Source organism: Flavobacteriales bacterium, from assembly GCA_030584065.1.
GTDB lineage: Bacteria > Bacteroidota > Bacteroidia > Flavobacteriales_F > PHOS-HE28 > PHOS-HE28.
Genome location: CP129489.1, coordinates 1,236,022 through 1,252,819 on the forward strand (window position 1 = coordinate 1,236,022; position 16,798 = coordinate 1,252,819).

Sequence of the window (16,798 nt, forward strand, 5' to 3'; positions counted from 1 at the left end):
CCGCTCAGAACCCGATGCCCGGTGTGGGCATGTGCTCGATCAGGATGCCCACGCAGCCGATATCGAGATCGGCCGCCTTGCCCTTGCGGTCAGAGGCACCGGGGGCGTTCACCTTCACGGCGATGCGCTTGGTGGCGGTGCAGGAGAATTCGATCTCGCTCGCCATCTCATGCTCGGTGTTGTCCCAGAGCACCTTCTCGGTCTCTGAATAGGTGCGCTTGCCATCCTCGCCATCGCTCGCAGTGCGCAGCTTCTCCACCAGGCGGATGGCGACCTCCTCCCCGAGGATCTTCGAGTCGTGGCAGACGGAGATGCGGTAGTCCTGCCCCCGGTACACGATGATGTTGAGCTCGGTCTCTTCGCCCACCTTCACCAGGGCGCTCCTGCTCTGGCCGTTAACCGAGAACCGCGCATCGCGCGACCGGTCGCAATTGAATTTGTGATAGGTAAGGCACTCGCTCTGGGCCTTCGCGGGGGCGAACGGGGCGGCGAGCAGCGCTGCGGCTGCCAACAGCTGGATGACGTTGCGGGTCATGGTGCGATCAGGAGTTGGTGCCGCCTTCGGGCTTGATCCATTCGTTGCGCAGGTCCGTCACGGCCTTCGAGAGCTCGGCGTACTTCTCGGGGGTGAGCTCCACGGTCATGTCCTCGCCCAGCACCATGCGGCCGGAAGGCGATGCGCCGCCGTGCGGGGCGCGCCTCACCTCGAGCTGGTCGTAGATGGACCTGAGCGCCGAGAGGCGGGCATAGACCTCAGCCACATCCGGGTCCGCCTTGGTCTCCTCCATCATGCCCAACAGGTGGTCCAAGGTCACCTTCTGTTCGGCCACACGCGCCACCAGTGCCTCGCTCTGGCCGAAGGCATCGATCTGCCGCATCACCAGGTGCATGCTTTCGAGCCAGCCGCCCGCAAGCACCATGTGCAGCACGGGGCCCATCCGCTCCTGCTGCATGCGCTCATAGGCGCGCTGGTAGGCCTCGTTGCTGATCACCTCCAAGGAGTCCCCGCGGGTGAGGTTCGACTCCAGGCGCACGAAGTCGGCATCGGAAAAGGCATTGTCCAGGCCCAGCGATTGGGCCAGCTTCTTCGAGGTGAGGTAGTAGCGTGCCACCTCCACGTTCAGCTTGAAGCTGCTGGCATAGACCAGATCGGTGGCATAGACCCCGAAATTGATCGCCCGGGCCCGCAGGCTCGCGTATTTGTCCACATGGCTCGCCGGATTGAGCATCCGCTTGTGGCCTTCCCCTGCCATCTGCCGGACCAGGCCGAAGAGCTCATTGGGCGTTGGCATCTGGTAGAGGGCGCTCACCTCGGCCTCCTCGCCGCCGATCACCAGCCCGGCGCTGGGCTGCTCGGCCTGCGGGCCGGCATCTCCGCCGCAAGCGGTCAGTGCGAGGATGGCGAGTAGCGGGGGGATGCGTGCCGGATGCATGTGGCGAGGGATGTGTTCTGGGGCTTAGGCCCGTGAGGGAGCGACCCCGCGAAGGAAGATGAGCCTGGTGCGGCGGCCATGGCCGGCACCCGATTACTTTTGCGCCGCTTTTTCAACAACCCACAATGGCAGGCAACAGGACATTCACGATGATCAAGCCCGAGGCAGTGGCCGCAGGGAACATGGGCAAGATCCTCGACATGATCATCGACAGCGGATTCAAGGTGATCGCGCTGAAATACACCCGGCTCTCGCGACAGGAGGCCGGCAGCTTCTATGCGGTGCACAAGGAGCGCCCGTTCTACGGCGAGCTCGTGGAATACATGGCGAGCGGCCCCATCGTGGCGGCGATCCTGGAGAGGGAGAATGCTGTTCCCGCCTTCCGCGAGCTGATCGGCGCCACGGATCCCGCCCAGGCGGCCGAGGGCACCATCCGCAAGCGCTTCGCCGAGAGCAAGGCCAAGAACGCCGTGCATGGCAGCGACAGCGATGAGAATGCCGCCATCGAAGGCGCCTTCTTCTTCAGCGGCCGCGAGCAATTCTGACCCACGCCCGACCGGCGGTCACTGCAGCACCACCTCCGCCACCACCGCGCGGCCCATGCGCTGATTGAGGCGCTCCGCGATGGTGACGCGCATGAACGTGAGCTCCTGCCGGAGCGGCGCACTGTCGACCCGCACCAGGAGCCGGCCCCGTTTGAGCGTGATGGCCGTGGTGTGGCGCGCGATCATGGGGCCGGTCACCTCGTCCCACCACGAGGCGATATCCAGCTCGTCCATCTTCTCGCGCATGCCCGCCCCATCGATGAGGTAGGCGATCGCCTCAGCCAAGGACTGTTCGTTGCGTCGCTTCACGGGTGATTCCGGAGTGGGTGAGGTGGAAGAACCGGGTGTCGAGGTCAAGGCCGTCGAGGGCGGCGTGGAGCCGAACCGCATCGGTATCGGTGATCAGCACCTGCCCGAAACGGTGGCCGCTTAGCAGGCGCAGCAAGTGCCGCATCCGCTGGGGATCGATCTTGTCGAAGATATCATCCAGCAGCAGGATGGGGCGCTCGCCGCTGCGGCGCGCCGTGAGCTCGAACTGGGCCAGCTTGAGCGCGATGAGATAGGTCTTCTGCTGCCCTTGCGAGCCGAAGCGCTTCAGCGGCTGGCCTTCGAGCGTGAAGAGCAGGTCGTCCTTGTGTACGCCCACCGTGGTGTGCTGCGCCGCCCGGTCGCGCTCCCACGCCCCGGCGATCAACGCCGCCATGGTCGACTCGTTCAGCCCTGAACGGTACTCCAGGGCCACCTGCTCGGTGCCCGAGCTGATGCCCGCATAGTGCTCCTCGAGCAGCGGCACCAGTTCGCCCATGAAGGCGGCGCGCGCTGCATGGATGGCCGTGGCCTGCTGCGCCAGCTGCTCGTCCCAGGCCTCGAAGGCTCCCTGCGGCACCCCGCCGCGCTCCGCATGCTGCTTCAGCAGGGCATTGCGCTGCGCCAAGGCGCGGTTGTAGCGGATGAGCGCCTCCAGGTACGCCTTGTCGAACTGGGCGATGAGGCCGTCGAGGAAGCGCCGCCGCACCTCGCTGCCCTCCAGCACCAGCTGCCCATCATAGGGCGTGATCATCACCACCGGGTACCGGCCCACATGGTCGGCCAAGCGATCGTACTCCTTCCGATTGCGGCTCAGCACCTTGCGCTGCCCGCGGCGCACGCTGCAGAGCACCGTGTCATCCCCCCCATCCGTTCGCAGCGTCCCCTGCACCACCATCAGCTCCTCCCCGCGAAGGATGTTATGCTGATCCACCGGCTCGAAATAGCTCTTGCCCAAAGCCAGGTAATGGACGGCATCCAGCAGGTTGGTCTTGCCCGTGCCGTTGGGGCCGGTGAAGCAATTCACCTCCGGCCCCAGCTCCAGTTCCGCCACCCGGTGGTTGCGGAAATTCAGCGCATGCAGGCGGCTGAGGTGGAAGGCCATGGCGCGAAGCTACGCCGCGGCCGGCGGGCCTTCCCGGCCGTTCCGGAGGGTGCTTCCCGTAAGTGCCTCGAAATCCTACATTTGCGCCCCGCGAAAAGCGCCATCTAGGACCCATGAGCAAGAAGCACGCTGAGCCCGCCGAAGGCAAGGACCTCGACCTGGGCGAAGTCTACACCCGCACGGAGCTGTTCCTCGACAAGCATAAGAAGAGCATCACCATGGGCGCCATCGGCCTGCTGGTGGTGGTTGGCGGCATCCTCGGGGTGAAGAAGCTGTACCTGGAGCCGCGCGAGAACGAGGCCGCTGAGCTCATCTGGAAGGCGCAGTACTACTTCGAGATCGATTCGCTCGACCTGGCGCTCAACGGCGACAGCCTCTGGCCCGGATTCACCAGCATCGCCCAGGATTTCGGCAGCACGCCCAGCGGCGAGCTGGCCCACTATTACATGGGAGCCATCTACATGCAGAAGGGCGAGTTCGAGCAGGCGCTGGAGCACTACAAGGAGGCCGACCTTGACGATGACGTGCTGCGCGTGATGGCGGTGGGCAACCAGGGCGATGCGCTGGTGGAGCTCGGCCGAGCAGCGGAAGCGGTGAAGCTCTTCGAGAAGGCGGCGAGCATGGCGAAGAACGACTTCACCACGCCCATGTACCTGATGAAGGCCGGTATCCTGCACCAGCAAGCCGGCGACTGGGCCAGTGCGCGCAAGGCATTCAGGCGCGTCGCTGACGACTTCCCCACCAGCAGCGAGGCCAGCCAGGCACGCAAGTACGCGGGCCATGCCGAGGCCATGGGCGGATAGCCATGTCAACGGCCGACAAGCACCTCTCCCACTACGATCCGGCCGGCGTCCCTAGTGGCGCCGGTCGCCGTTTCGCGCTCGTGGTGAGCGAATGGAACAGGACGGTCACCGACGCCCTGCGGCTCGGCGCGCGCGAGACCCTGCTGCGCCATGGCGTGGCCCCTTCCGACATCGTGGAGCGCTGGGTGCCCGGCAGCTTCGAGCTGGCTGCGGGCGCGCAGTTCCTCCTGGAGCGTGGCGGACTGCATGGTATCATCTGCCTGGGCAGCGTGGTGAGGGGCGAGACCCCGCACTTCGACTACGTCTGCCAGGGAACCACGCAGGGCATCATGGCCGTGGGCCTCAAGTTCAGCGCCCCGGTCATCTTCGGCGTGCTCACCGACGACACCTTGCAGCAGGCGCTCGACCGCAGCGGGGGCAAGCACGGCAACAAAGGCGTCGATTGCGCCGTGGCGGCGCTGAAGATGGCCGAGCTGAAGGCGCAGGGCTGAGCGGCCTTCGCTGCTTTCGCCGATCTTCGCACTGATGCGCGCGCCCTGGCTCACGCTCCTCCTGGTCATCGGTTGCTCTGCGGCCGCCCAGCATGGCCCGCGGATCGGGCTGGGTCTGGCCACGCAAGGCCCCGGGGCCTTCCGGGGCAGCACGCGCGACATGCTGCCGGCACCGCTGTTCGGCTGGTGCGTGGAAGCGCAGCTCCACCCGCAGGTGAGGTTCGCGCCCGAGCTGCTCTGGGTCACCAAGGGGGCCTTCGTGCGCAACCCGGCCGTTGGGTCGAGTTCCATCCTCACGCTTCGCTACCTGGAGGTGCCGCTCCTGCTGCGCATCTCCACGGACCGCAAGGCCGACGGCATGTTCCTGCTGGCCGGCGCGGGCCTCGGGTGGTTCCTCAAGGGTCGCGAGCAGCGCTTCCTCAACGGGCAGCTCATCTGGGATGAGCCCTATCGGCTGCCCGACCTGCAGCGCCGCTCGCAGTTCAATGTGGTGGTGGGCATGGGCATGGAGGGCCGCCGTTGGGGCTTCGATGTCCGTGGCCAGTCGAGCCTGGGCCTCTTCGACCGGCTGGTTACCCAGCAGAGCCAGGTCTACGCCATCACCTTCACCTACCGCATGGGCAATCCGCCCCCGGAGCCGCCGCCGGCCGAGGAGGAGCAATGAAGCCCTTCCTTCAACGGCGTGGCGCCCGCTGCGGCGCTGGCACTCACTTCCGGGTGCGCACCTTGCTCCACGGCTTCACCTGCCAGGTGGCGATGCCCGTGGCCACGTGGTTCCCATCCGCATCGTGCAATTCAACCGTGCTGGTGTAATCCACTGCGTCGGCCGCCCGCAATGGCACCATCACCTGCTCCTCGATCACCCGCGTCAGGTCGGGTGCCGAAGCGATGACGCGCTTCTTCGCCTGATAACGGTACTGGATGCGCAGCTCGCGCAGGATCATGCGGTACTCCTTCGGATCGAGGCGCTCAATCACCGCCAGGCCGCTGCACATCTCGGCGGCGGTAGCCAGCGCGCAGGCGTGTATGCCCTTGATGTGGTTGCGGTTGATGCGCCAGTACGGGATGGTGACGCTCATGCCCCCGTCCTTCAACGGCACCACCCTGAACCCATGCGGCCTGTTGAAGGGGATGAGCCAAGGCAGCAGGGCATTCGCCAGCCAGCGATGCGCCCACGAATGGCGGGCCTTCCCGAGCAGTGCGGAGAGCTTCATGCGAGCGAAGCTACCGCCTTGGCCTAGAGGCGCTCGTTGGCAAGGTTGGCCAGCGGGCTGCGCTCGCCCTTCTCCAGCGTGATGTGCGCGAAGAGCGGATCGCCCTTGGCCTTGTCGATGAGGTAGCTGAGGCCGTTGCTCTCGCTGTCGAGGAAGGGCGAATCGATCTGGTGCACATCGCCGGTGAAGACGATCTTGGTGCCTTCTCCCGCACGGCTGATCACGGTCTTCACCTCCAGGGGCGTAAGGTTCTGCGCCTCATCCACGATGAAGAAGATGTTCGCCAGGCTGCGGCCCCGGATGTAGGCCAGCGGTGCGATGGCGATCTTCTCGTTCTCCAGCATCTCATCGATGCGCTTGGGCGTGCTGTCGTGCTTCTCGAATTGGCCCTTGATCAGCTTCAGGTTGTCCCAGAGCGGCTGCATGTAGGGGTCCAGCTTGCTCTGGATGTCGCCGGGCAGGTAACCGATGTCCTTGTTGCTCAGCGGTACCACGGGGCGTGTCACGTAGATCTGGCGGTAATCGCGGCGCTGCTCCAGCGCACAGGCCAGGGCCAGCAGCGTCTTGCCAGTGCCGGCTGCGCCCTGCAGGGTCACCAGCTTGATCTCCGGATCGAGGAGCGCGCTCATGGCAAGGGCCTGCTCGGCATTCTTGGGCCCGATGCCGAAGACGCTCCGCTTCTCCACGCGGTCGACCGTTGCGGTGCGCGGGTCGTACTTGGCCAGGATGCTCTTCTTCTTGTGCTTGAGGATGAAGAAGTGGTTGCCCTTCGGCTTCTCGATGGGCAGCTCCTCCACCGGCAGCGTGCCCTGCTCGAAGAGCGCGTCGATATGCCCTTCGCTGAAATCATCCATGACCGTCCGGCCCGTGTAGAGCTGATCGTTCACGTTGCGCACCTTGCCGGTGAGGTAGTCCTCGGCGAGGATGTTGAGGCTCTTGGCCTTCAGGCGCAGCGCCACGTCCTTGGTCACCAGCACCACCTTGCGGTCCTTGTTCTGCCGCTGCAGGGTGAGGGTGGCGTTGAGGATCTGGTGGTCGTTCTTGCCGTCCTGGAACACCTTGGTGGCATCCACGCCGTTGAGGTCGTGCTTGGCCACCACCTTCAGCTTCCCGTGCGAGGGGCCGTTGAGGGGTATCCAATCGGTGAGCAGATCGCGCTCCGCTATGCTGTCGAGGTGTCGGATGAACTCCCGCGCCTCGTAGTTGATCGTATCGTTGCCCTTCTTGAAGGTGTCGAGTTCCTCGAGCACCTGGATCGGTATGGCCACATCATGCTCGTCGAAGTTGGTGATGGCTGAGTGATCGTGCAGGATCACGGAGGTGTCGAGCACGAAGATCTTCCGGTCTTTCTTCTTCATTCGCTCAAGGAACGGTGTAGCCCAAAAGTACCCGGGCACCCTGCCGGACGCTGGCGACCGCACGCCGCACTTATCCACGATCGATCGTGTTCATGGCGCGGAAAGCCGCGTCCATCAAGGAATCCAGCACCATGCACCGCTCCGCCTCGAGGGAGGGTCATTGGCGCATTAGGCCTGCATGGTTACGCTGGCCTGATGCGAAAGAAAGGCTGGCTTGAACGCGAAGCGGGGAGCGCTTTGGCGCCCCCCGCTCCCATGCATACAGGGCCTTGGCCCCGGTGCATGCCCATTGTCCTTCGCATCCATGGACCTTCCCTTACGGTTCGGCCCCGGCCGTGCCGGCTCCCGGCGCTGCTGGCGCGCCGCGTGATGGACGCTCGCGTGACCTCTTACCAGGTATGGAGCGCCGTAGCGCTGCCTGCGTCGTCCCTCATTCACCTTCCGGCTCTCCGCCCTGCGGCGGAGCGACAAAGAACTTGGGTGACACGAACGTATCCCCTCACCTCACCGGAATGCAAACGAAAGAACGCGGGGTTATGCACAACTTCTGCACAGACTCACCGTCCCTCATGCACCAGGCGCACAGCCGGCCATGCCGCACCGTCCGTCGGACGCACGAAGTACACTCCCGTGGGCTGACCGTTCAATGCGATGCGGTGCGTGCCTGCAGCAAAGGGACCGTTCACCGTAACCGCGACGCGACCCAAGGCATCCACCAGCTGCACCCCGGCCACCGGAGCACCCATCTCCAGGATGTGCTCTGCGCCCTGTTGCCCCAGCCAGCGCGCACCGGTGAAGCGATTGCGCTGCTCCTCAAGGCCCGCGCAAGGATCCACCACCACGGCCACGAAGGCCTGCGCATCCGCACAGGGAGGCACGCCCTCCACGGTGTAGGTGTACAGGCCCGATGCATTCACCGCCGGGTTCAGGATGCCGCTGAATGGTATGCCGGACGGCCCCGTCCAGCTGCCACCGGGCTGCGCACCAGTGAGCAGCGTGATGAGCTGCACCGGCGCCGCATTGGCGCAGATGGTGTAAGTGGTGCTCTGCCCGGCGTTCGGCGCGCTATTCACGGTGAATGTGAAGTCGGCCGTGTCGTTGGCGCATGGGCCCGAGCCATAGACCACATAGATGAGATCATAGGTGCCCGGCGCGGTGAGCATGGCCCCATTGGTGGGCTGGCCATTGTAGAAGAAGATCCCGGTGAGGTCACCGCCCTGCACGAAGCTGGGGAGCGAGGGAGCGGGGTCGGTGGAGCAGCGGCTGACGGCCACATCCTGACCCGCATTGGCAGGGTTGAGCAGGCTCACGGTAAGGGTGGCGGCATCCTGCGGGCAGCCACCAGGGCAGTCCGTGGTGTAGGTATAGGTGCCGCCCAGGTCGCTGAAGGTGTTGAGCTGCCCGCTGAAGGGCTGGCCGAAGGGCCCCGTCCATGCGCCGCAGGCCGAGGCACCGGGCAGGTAGTCGAGAAGGGCGTAGGTGCCCGTGTTCTTGCATAGGGTGATGCTCGCATCGGCTCCCGCGAAGGGCGCTGCGCTGATGGTGAGGTTGACCCCGTTATCGCTGCCCGTGGTCGCAGGGGCACTCGCCACCACGCGGATGCGATATCCCGTGCCCGGCGGCGTAAGGGCCGGGATGGTGCAGGCGATGGTGCCCGATGCCGTAGAGGATACCGTGCCGATGGCGATGGGCGCCGCGAAACCGCCGGCCGCATCGCTGAGCTGCGCGGTGAAGACGTTCCCCGTATTGAAGGCACCGGTGGCCGTGTACGGCACGGACAGCTGCGCACCCTGGCAGTAGGCTGAGACCGGCACGATGCCGGTGGCCACGGAGGCCGGAACGGCGGTGCTGGCGATGATGCGCACATCGTCGATGGCGAAGCCGGGGTCAGCCGCGCCGAAGAGCGATGTGGCGTTGCGGAAGCGGAAGCCGAACCGCAGGGTGGCCTGGTTGCCGAAGGCCGGCAGGCTGATGGTCTGCTCCACCCAGTTGGGCTGGTTGCGGTACTGGCTGATGGGGCTGGTGACCTGCGTCCATGTCAGGCCGCCATCTGTGCTGTAGTGCACCTCGCCATAGTTCTGCGCGCCGCCCTGGCAGAGCCACCAGAAGCGGAGCGATGCCTCGGATTGGCCGAGCGTGCTCACATCGCCGGTCATGCGGGCGAAGATGTTGTCCGGCTCGGTGCAGAAGCCGTCGGCCGCGCCGAAGGAGCAGCATTGGATGCCATTCTGCTGCGCCACCAGGCTCACGGTGTGGAGATACGCGCCGTTCGGCACAGCGATCCCCACTGGCTGGCTCGGGGTGGCCGGGATGGTGAAATCCAAGGGAATGCCCAGGCAATCCGCCACGCCGCTGCCTCCGGCGAACACGCTGTTCACCACCCAGGCATTGGAGACGCCGCTCACCGATCCGAGATCGGGCGTGTTGAGGGCGAATGCGGGCGACGATTCGAAGCCCTCGCTGAAGAGGACGGTCTGGGCGCTGGCCAGGAAAGGGACCAGGAACGGGATGCAGAGTAGCGGTTTGCGCATGGGCTGGGGTTTGGCCCGGGCAAGGTAAACCGGCTCCCCATACGCTTCAAGCCCCGCCCCTACTTCGCCTTGCGCTCGCGCAGGCGGGTCACCAGATCGGCGATCTGGTCGGCCGTGAGGCTCTTGCCCACGAATCGCCGATCGCCATCGACCACGAAGAGCTTCGGCGTGCTGAACACATCGTATGTGTCCGCGTAGTTGAGGCTCTCCAAGGTGGTGAGGCGCGGGATGAACTTCCGCGGGTCCTTCTTGGCCTCTTCGAAGACATTCTTCGTGAGGCCCACGTTCACCCAGTCGGGCGTGTTCTCCCGGATGAACTTCTTCCAGTCCTTCATCAGCGATTCATCCACGGCCTTTGCCACGGCATACACCTCCACGCCCATGGGCTTCAGCCTCTCTTTGTACACCTTGTAGATCTCCGGCAGTTCCTTCTTGCAATGGCCGCAGTGCGGGTCCCAGAAGATGATGACCACGAACTCCTCCTTCAGGTCGTAGAAATTGATCCATTTCTCCTCGGTGCTGTCGGTCAGGCAGAGGTAGGGGGCCTTGCGTCCCAGCACGAGGGGCGCCTGTTTCCGGGCGCGTTCGCAGAGCTTCTCCAGCTTGTCCGCCTCCATCCAATCCACCCGGGAGGCCTGGCCCGGCTTGGGGCAGTAGTAGGTCAGCGCCATGTGGACGAACACGGCATCCATGCCCATGATCTCGCTGGTCTCGAACTTGTGCGTGATGTTGTGGACGATGTACTTGAAGGTCTCCTTCGAGCTCCCGGTCCTGGCGATGAGCGCATCGGCGAGGCGGTTGATGGTATCGGGCACCTGTGCTATGACCTTCGTGAGGTACTCCTCCAGCTTGTTTCCGAAGACCGGCACGCGGACGATTCGGTCGTCCGTCAGGTCGAAGTTGTCCCAGAAATGCTCGCGGTACTGGTAGTATGCGGCAGCGCTATCCAGGCTTCCGTCAGCTTTGCGCGGCTCGGGAAGCTCCACGGCCATGCTCATCTTCACCAGGGAGGCCACCAAGGTGCCGGGGTTGCCTGAAACCAGGTCGCGCTGGTTCTGCTTCACGCGCTTGTCCAGATCCTCCATGGCGGCCTTCACCTCGGTGCGGGTGGCTTCGTCCTTGGCAGCATCGAGCCGGGCCTTCTGCGCTTCCCCCTCAAGGCGGCGCTCGTTCAGGAAGCGGATATAACCGATGAAGAGTTCGTTCTCCCGGCTCTGCTTCACCTGCAGGGCCGGCAGCAGATCCTCTTTGCGCGTGCTCACTTTGATCACGGGCTCGTTCACCACCAGCTCGAAGTACTTCGGACCGGGCACCACCACCGCGTAAACGCCCGCCGCGTAGCCGCTCTCCTTCTTGAACACCGCGGTGGCCTTCGCATCCACGATGGCTGTATCCGCATAGTAGAGCTTGTTGCCGTAATAGTTCGCGAGATAGACGGTGTCGCCTTTGGCCATCCCTAGCACCTGCGCCTCGATCACACGCTTGGGACCGGTGTTCTGCGATGCGGCCGGGGCGGAGAGGAGCGCGAGCAGCGTGAGGGCGGTGAAGGCTCTGTGCATCATGGTTGGCATGCTGTTCGTCAGGCGCGGCAAATGTAGACGGGGCGACCGGCGTGACCGGCGATTTCCGTGCCGGAGACGCGCGGCCGCGAGGCGCCCGTTGCCTCCCGGTCGTTAAGGCTTGCAAATACGGGCTTGCCGTCGTGCGCCGGCGATCGGACGCAGGGGCCGATCAAGCGGTCTCCGTCTTGAATTCACTGGTGGTGTGGAAGGTGATCTCCGGATTGTTGCGGCGCTCGAGGTCGAGCATATAGGCGCTGGGCGCCATGAACACGGGGTTGCCGTCCTTGTCCTGTACGATCTGCTGGGCCTTCACCCGGATGAACCGGTCGAGCGCGGCGGGGTCGGTGGCGGTCATCCAGCAGGCCTTGTGCGCTGCGATCTGCTGGAAAGCGCACTTGGCGCCGTACTCGTGCTCCAGCCGATAGGCGATCACCTCGAACTGCAGCTCGCCGACGCAGCCTACCACTTTCTTGTTGCCGGGCTGCTGGGTGAATAGCTGGGCCACCCCCTCATCGGTGAGCTGGCGGATGCCCTTGTCCAGCTGCTTGGTCTTCATGGGGTCCAGGTTCACCAGCTCGCGGAAGAGCTCGGGGCTGAAGGCCGGTATGCCGCGGAAGGTGAAGCCGGCCCCCTCGGTGAGGGTGTCGCCGATCTTGAAGTTGCCCGTGTCGAAGAGCCCGATGACGTCACCAGGCCAGGCCTCGTCCACGATGGTCTTCTGGGCGGCGAGGAAATTGGTGGGGGTGGCGAAGCGCAGCTGCTTATCGAGCCGCACATGCCTGTAGTAGGTGTTGCGCTGGAACCGGCCGGAGCATACGCGCAGGAAGGCGATGCGGTCGCGGTGGTTGGGATCCAGGTTCGCATGGATCTTGAACACGAAGCCGCTGAACTTCGGATCGTTGGGCTGCACCTCCCCATGGTCGGTATGGCGCGGGCCCGGCGGCGGGGCGATCCCCACGAAGGCGTCGAGCACCTCCTTCACGCCGAAGTTGTTGAAGGCGCTGCCGAAGAAGACCGGCGCGATGCGCCCTGCGCGGTAAGCATCGGTGCTCAGGGGATCGTACACGCCCTCCACGAGGTCGATGTCCTCGCGCAGCTGGCGGGCGGCATCTTCTCCCAGCTGCCGCTGGAGCTCGGGGTCCTGCAGGTCGCTGATCCGGATGCTGCTCTGCTCCACCTTCGTCTTCCCCGGATCGAAGAGCCGCAGGCCCTTGCTGTAAAGGTCGTACACGCCCTGGAAGGTGGCGCCGATGCCGACGGGCCAGCTCATGGGGCGGACCTTGATGGCGAGCTTCTCCTCCAGCTCGTCCAGCAGGTCGAAGGCGTCACGACCTTCGAGATCCAGCTTGTTGATGAACACGATGACCGGTGTGCTCCTCATCCGGCAGACCTCCATGAGACGCTCGGTCTGCGCTTCCACGCCCTTCACGCAGTCGATCACCAGCACCACGCTGTCCACCGCGGTGAGGGTCCGGTAGGTATCCTCGGCGAAGTCGCGGTGGCCGGGGGTATCCAGCAGGTTGATGAGCTTGCCGCCGTACTCGAAGGTCATGACCGAGGTGCTCACCGAGATGCCGCGCTGCCGCTCGATCTCCATGAAGTCGCTGGTCGCACCCCGGCGGATCTTGTTGCTCTTCACCGCCCCGGCGGTCTGGATGGCGCCGCCGTAGAGCAGGAATTTCTCCGTCAGCGTGGTCTTGCCGGCGTCGGGGTGGCTGATGATGGCGAAGGTGCGCCGCCGCTCGATCTCGTCCTGCAAGGCCATGTCGATCCGCTCCGTTGATAAAGGCGGCAAAACTAGGTTTTCGTCGATGCCGCCGCGGAGCGGAAGCCGCGGTTGGGGTAGTTTTGGGCAAACCCTCCCAGGAATGACCCTTCGAACCATACCCGCCGCCTGCGCCCTCGGCCTATGCCTATCGGCCACGGGCCAGGAAACGCCAATCACCCTGCAAGTGGAGCAGGTGGCCACAGGCCTCACCCGCATCACCGACATCAGCCATTGCGGTGACGACCGGCTCTTCCTCACCCTCCAAGGCGGCACCATCCGCATCCTCGATGCGGACAACACCCTGCTGGCCACGCCCTTCCTGAACATCACCAGCCGGGTGAACAGCAGCGGCAATGAGCAGGGCCTGCTCGGTCTCGCCTTCGACCCGGACTATTCCACCAATGGGAGGTTCTATGTGTACTACACCAACGGCAGCGGGTCCGGCACCAGCCGCATCTCCCGGTTCACCGTGTCTGCCGACCCCAACGTGGCCGATCCCGATAGCGAGGAGATCCTTTACACGGCAGCGCAGCCCTACACCAACCATAATGGCGGCGACATCGAATTCGGCCCTGACGGATACCTGTACATCGGCTTCGGCGATGGCGGCAGCGGCGGCGATCCGCAGAACCTGGCGCAGAACATGAGCAGCCCGCTCGGCAAGATGATCCGCATCGACGTGAGCGGCGAAACCGGCTGGGCCGTGCCGCCCGACAACCCCTTCGTGGGCCAGACCAGCGTGCTGCCCGAGATCTGGGCGAGCGGGCTGCGCAATCCCTGGCGCTGGGGCTTCGATGCCGAGACCGGCGATCTCTGGATCGGCGACGTGGGTCAGAATGCCGTGGAAGAGGTGAGCTACTGGCCCGCCGGCGACAACAGCGGCCCCAACTTCGGCTGGCGCTGCTATGAAGCCAACGCAACGTACAACACCGGGGGCTGCCAGCCGGCCTCGGCCTACGTGACACCGGCCACCTCCCATATCCAGAGCCAGCAGGGCTGGTGCTCCGTCATCGGGGGCAGGGTCTACCGCGGAGGCACCTACTGGCGCATCGAGGGGCGGTACATCTACACCGATTACTGCGGAGGCCAGTTCTATGGCCTGCGCCGCGATGAGTTCGGCGCTTGGGTGCGCACCCAGCACCTGGCCAGCGGCCTCTATGGCTTCTCCTGCATCGGTGAGAACAGCGGCGGCGAGCTCTTCGCCGGCAACAACAGCAATGGGCGCCTCTACCGCATCAAGGAGGCTTGCCCCGCACCGGCCCCGGTCATCGCCCTGGATGGCAACGGCCTTGTCTCCACGGCCGCGCTCGGGTATCAATGGTACCTCAATGGCACGGCCATCCCCGGCGCCGTAGGCCAGAGCTACACCCCGACGGAGAACGGCGACTACCGCGTGCTGGCCAATACGGAGACCGGCTGCCAGATCTTCTCCAACATCATCGAGATCACCACCACCGGACTTGCCGAGGGTGATGCGTCCGGGGCGACGGTACGTCCGATCCCGGCCGACGCGGTGATCTGGGTGGACGGCATCAGGGCGCCTGGCGCAGCGGCGGAGCTGCTGGATGCGCAAGGGCGTCGCGTGCGCGCCGCCGCACCGCTCAACAGCGGCTCAATCGCCTTGGACACGCAGGAGCTTCCTGCGGGCCTCTATACCGTGCGGCTCCTCGGCCCCGATGGCACCGTGCTGCTCCGCCGCAACGTGCCGGTGGCGCACTGAGGCGTCCGGACCTGGCAAGAAGCCCTCGCGCATCGGCGCGGGGGCTTCTTGCTGAAGCGCCGTGACCGAGGATGAGCGGTCATACGGAGCACGGGGCGGGGCCTTATGTTCGCGCTGCAGTCCCCATGCGCGAAGCAGCCTTCATCAAGCGGAACCAGGCGAAGTGGCAACGGCTGGAGCAGTCCATCGCCGGGCTGGGACAGCTCAGCGGCGACGAGGCGAGCGACCTCTACATCCAGCTGACGGACGACCTGAGCTACGCCCGCACCTTCTACCCCAAGAGCGCGGTGGTGAGCTACCTGAACGGACTGGCCGTGCGGCTCCACCAGCACATCTACCGCAACAAGCGCACACCGCGCGGCCGATTCATCTCCTTCTGGGCCCGGGAGGTGCCGCAGGCCCTGGCCGAGGCGCGGCGCAACCTGGCACTTTCCTTTGCCATTTTCGCCGTGGCGGTGCTCATCGGCGCAGTGAGCGCCGCGCATGACGACACCTTCGTCCGGCTCATCCTGGGGGATGACTATGTGGACATGACCCTGGACAACATCAAGCAGGGGCGGCCCATGGGCGTGTATGAGAGCATGGAGGAAGGCGGCATGTTCCTGCACATCACCACCAACAACATCCGGGTCTCATTCGTTGCCTTCGTGGCCGGCCTGTTGGCCAGCTTCGGGACCGTGCTGGTGCTGCTGTACAATGGCGTCATGCTGGGCTCCTTCCAGTACTTCTTCCATGAGCAGGGCGTGCTTGCGGAGAGCGTGCTCACCATCTGGGTGCACGGCACGCTCGAGATCTCGGCCATAGTCGTTGCGGGCGGAGCGGGCCTTACGCTCGGCAACAGCTGGCTGTTCCCGGGCACCTACACGCGGGGCGAAAGCCTGCGCCGAGGCGCACGTACAGGGCTCAAGGTGGTGATGGGACTGCTTCCCGTCTTCATCGCGGCCGGCTTCCTGGAGAGCTTCGTCACCCGGCATGCCCTCACCTTGCGGCCTTGGGTGGCCATCACCATCATCCTGGCATCACTGGCCTGGGTCATCCATTACTTCATCATCCTCCCCTACCATGCAGAACGCCGCCGAGCCGGTCCAGTTGCGCCAGGTGCGTGACTTCGGGCAGATCTTCAACGCGACCTTCACCTTCCTCCGCCAGAACTGGAAACCGCTGTTCCGGGCCATCGGCGTGGTGGGCCTGCCTGCCGGTCTGGTAGGAGGATTCCTCTCAGGCGGGGCCATGGCCGGCCTGCAGCAGCTGCAGATGGAGCCTGGCGACGACCCGGGCCGGGTGTTCTCGCTGCTGGGGTCGAGCATGGCGGGGCTCGTGCCGGGCATGATCATCCTCTTCGTGGCGTGGATGATGGTGGTCTCCATGGTGCACGAGTACATCAGGGCCTATCACCAGGGCGAGCACCACCTGCTCGGCACCGGCGACCTGGTGAAGCGCGGGCTCGGCCAGATGGGCCCCTATTTCGGTGCCAGTTTCCTCTCGGGCCTGCTCGTGGGCCTGGGCTTCATGCTCTGCATCCTGCCCGCCATGTATCCGGCGGCCGTGCTCTCCCTGGCGCTCGCCGCGCACGCGATCGAGCGCACGGGCGGGAGCGGTGCACTGAGCCGGTCGAACCAGCTCGTGACCGGTGACTTCTGGCCCACGCTGGGCCTGGTGATCGTGGCTACCCTGCTCAAATGGATGCTGGACTATATCGTTGTGCTTCCCTTCACCATCGCGGGCATGGTTATCGGGATCAATACGGGGCTCGAGGCCGCTTCCGGGAACGGCCCCATGGCGCTGCCCGAGTGGATGGGCATCTTCAATTCCGTGAGCACGGCTGTGCAGTGGTGCGTGCAGATGGTGACCTACCCCATCGTGGCCGTGGCCATGGCATTGAAGTACTTCAGCCGCGTGGAGGAGACCGAAGGCCATGGCCTGAAGGAGCGCATCGCAGGCTTCGACCAGGCCTGAGCGACG

Annotated in this window: 16 protein-coding genes; 7 read left to right on the plus strand and 9 right to left on the minus strand. The window is 65.1% G+C overall.

Annotated elements, in window-relative coordinates; all coding sequences use genetic code 11:
* Positions 1–4: 4 nt before the first annotated feature.
* Together QY325_05475 and QY325_05480 are read right to left on the minus strand one after the other, a co-directional pair.
* Complete coding sequence (locus tag QY325_05475) at positions 5–535, minus strand: hypothetical protein (GenBank protein WKZ67372.1); 531 nt, start codon at positions 533–535, stop codon at positions 5–7.
* A gap of 7 nt (positions 536–542) precedes the next feature.
* Entirely contained in the window at positions 543–1,433 is an 891-nt protein-coding gene (locus tag QY325_05480; protein ID WKZ67373.1) for a hypothetical protein, read from the minus strand.
* Positions 1,434–1,558: 125 nt separating this feature from the next.
* Between QY325_05480 and QY325_05485 the strand changes: the two genes are divergently transcribed.
* Positions 1,559–1,978 (plus strand): nucleoside-diphosphate kinase, encoded by a 420-nt coding sequence (locus QY325_05485; protein ID WKZ67374.1) that lies wholly within the window; start codon positions 1,559–1,561, stop codon positions 1,976–1,978.
* An 18-nt stretch (positions 1,979–1,996) separates the two neighbouring features.
* Here the strand turns inward: QY325_05485 and QY325_05490 are convergent, their stop codons facing one another.
* Both QY325_05490 and QY325_05495 read right to left on the minus strand, forming a co-directional pair.
* A complete protein-coding gene (locus QY325_05490) occupies positions 1,997–2,263 on the minus strand; it encodes a DUF721 domain-containing protein (protein ID WKZ67375.1) in 267 nt (88 codons plus the stop codon).
* Positions 2,256–3,389, minus strand: a complete 1,134-nt coding sequence (locus QY325_05495) for a DNA replication/repair protein RecF (protein WKZ67376.1) — start codon at positions 3,387–3,389, stop codon at positions 2,256–2,258. Before QY325_05495 ends, QY325_05490 begins: the two co-directional genes overlap by 8 nt.
* Positions 3,390–3,502: 113 nt before the next feature.
* Between QY325_05495 and QY325_05500 the strand changes: the two genes are divergently transcribed.
* From QY325_05500 to QY325_05510, 3 genes are read left to right on the plus strand one after another with little or no spacing between them, the layout of a single operon-like run.
* Positions 3,503–4,192 (plus strand): tetratricopeptide repeat protein, encoded by a 690-nt coding sequence (locus QY325_05500; protein ID WKZ67377.1) that lies wholly within the window; start codon positions 3,503–3,505, stop codon positions 4,190–4,192.
* Positions 4,193–4,194: 2 nt separating this feature from the next.
* On the plus strand, positions 4,195–4,683 hold the full coding sequence (gene ribH / locus QY325_05505; protein ID WKZ67378.1) for a 6,7-dimethyl-8-ribityllumazine synthase: 489 nt from the start codon (positions 4,195–4,197) through the stop codon (positions 4,681–4,683).
* A 34-nt stretch (positions 4,684–4,717) separates the two neighbouring features.
* Positions 4,718–5,347 carry an outer membrane beta-barrel protein gene (locus QY325_05510; protein WKZ67379.1) on the plus strand — a complete coding sequence of 210 codons (630 nt, stop codon included), beginning with the start codon at positions 4,718–4,720 and terminating at the stop codon, positions 5,345–5,347.
* 43 nt (positions 5,348–5,390) lie between these two features.
* On the opposite strand, the gene QY325_05515 is transcribed toward QY325_05510, so the two are convergent.
* The 5 genes from QY325_05515 to QY325_05535 form a co-directional block, all read right to left on the minus strand.
* Positions 5,391–5,897 (minus strand): DUF4442 domain-containing protein, encoded by a 507-nt coding sequence (locus QY325_05515; GenBank protein ID WKZ67380.1) that lies wholly within the window; start codon positions 5,895–5,897, stop codon positions 5,391–5,393.
* 23 nt (positions 5,898–5,920) lie between these two features.
* Complete coding sequence (locus QY325_05520) at positions 5,921–7,255, minus strand: PhoH family protein (GenBank protein ID WKZ67381.1); 1,335 nt, start codon at positions 7,253–7,255, stop codon at positions 5,921–5,923.
* A 557-nt stretch (positions 7,256–7,812) separates the two neighbouring features.
* Positions 7,813–9,786 (minus strand): hypothetical protein, encoded by a 1,974-nt coding sequence (locus QY325_05525; protein WKZ67382.1) that lies wholly within the window; start codon positions 9,784–9,786, stop codon positions 7,813–7,815.
* A gap of 59 nt (positions 9,787–9,845) precedes the next feature.
* On the minus strand, positions 9,846–11,348 hold the full coding sequence (locus QY325_05530; protein ID WKZ67383.1) for a DUF5106 domain-containing protein: 1,503 nt from the start codon (positions 11,346–11,348) through the stop codon (positions 9,846–9,848).
* A gap of 169 nt (positions 11,349–11,517) precedes the next feature.
* Positions 11,518–13,113, minus strand: coding sequence for a peptide chain release factor 3 (locus QY325_05535; GenBank protein WKZ67384.1), 1,596 nt, complete (start codon positions 13,111–13,113; stop codon positions 11,518–11,520).
* Between the two features lie 103 nt (positions 13,114–13,216).
* Here QY325_05535 and QY325_05540 point away from each other — a divergent pair, with 103 nt between their 5' ends.
* The 3 genes from QY325_05540 to QY325_05550 all read left to right on the plus strand — a co-directional run bounded on the left by QY325_05540 (position 13,217) and on the right by QY325_05550 (position 16,792).
* Positions 13,217–14,836, plus strand: coding sequence for a PQQ-dependent sugar dehydrogenase (locus tag QY325_05540; protein ID WKZ67385.1), 1,620 nt, complete (start codon positions 13,217–13,219; stop codon positions 14,834–14,836).
* Between the two features lie 125 nt (positions 14,837–14,961).
* Positions 14,962–15,942, plus strand: coding sequence for a stage II sporulation protein M (locus QY325_05545; protein ID WKZ67386.1), 981 nt, complete (start codon positions 14,962–14,964; stop codon positions 15,940–15,942).
* Positions 15,899–16,792 (plus strand): hypothetical protein, encoded by an 894-nt coding sequence (locus tag QY325_05550; protein ID WKZ67387.1) that lies wholly within the window; start codon positions 15,899–15,901, stop codon positions 16,790–16,792. The genes QY325_05545 and QY325_05550 overlap by 44 nt, the downstream gene beginning before the upstream one ends.
* Positions 16,793–16,798: the final 6 nt, after the last annotated feature.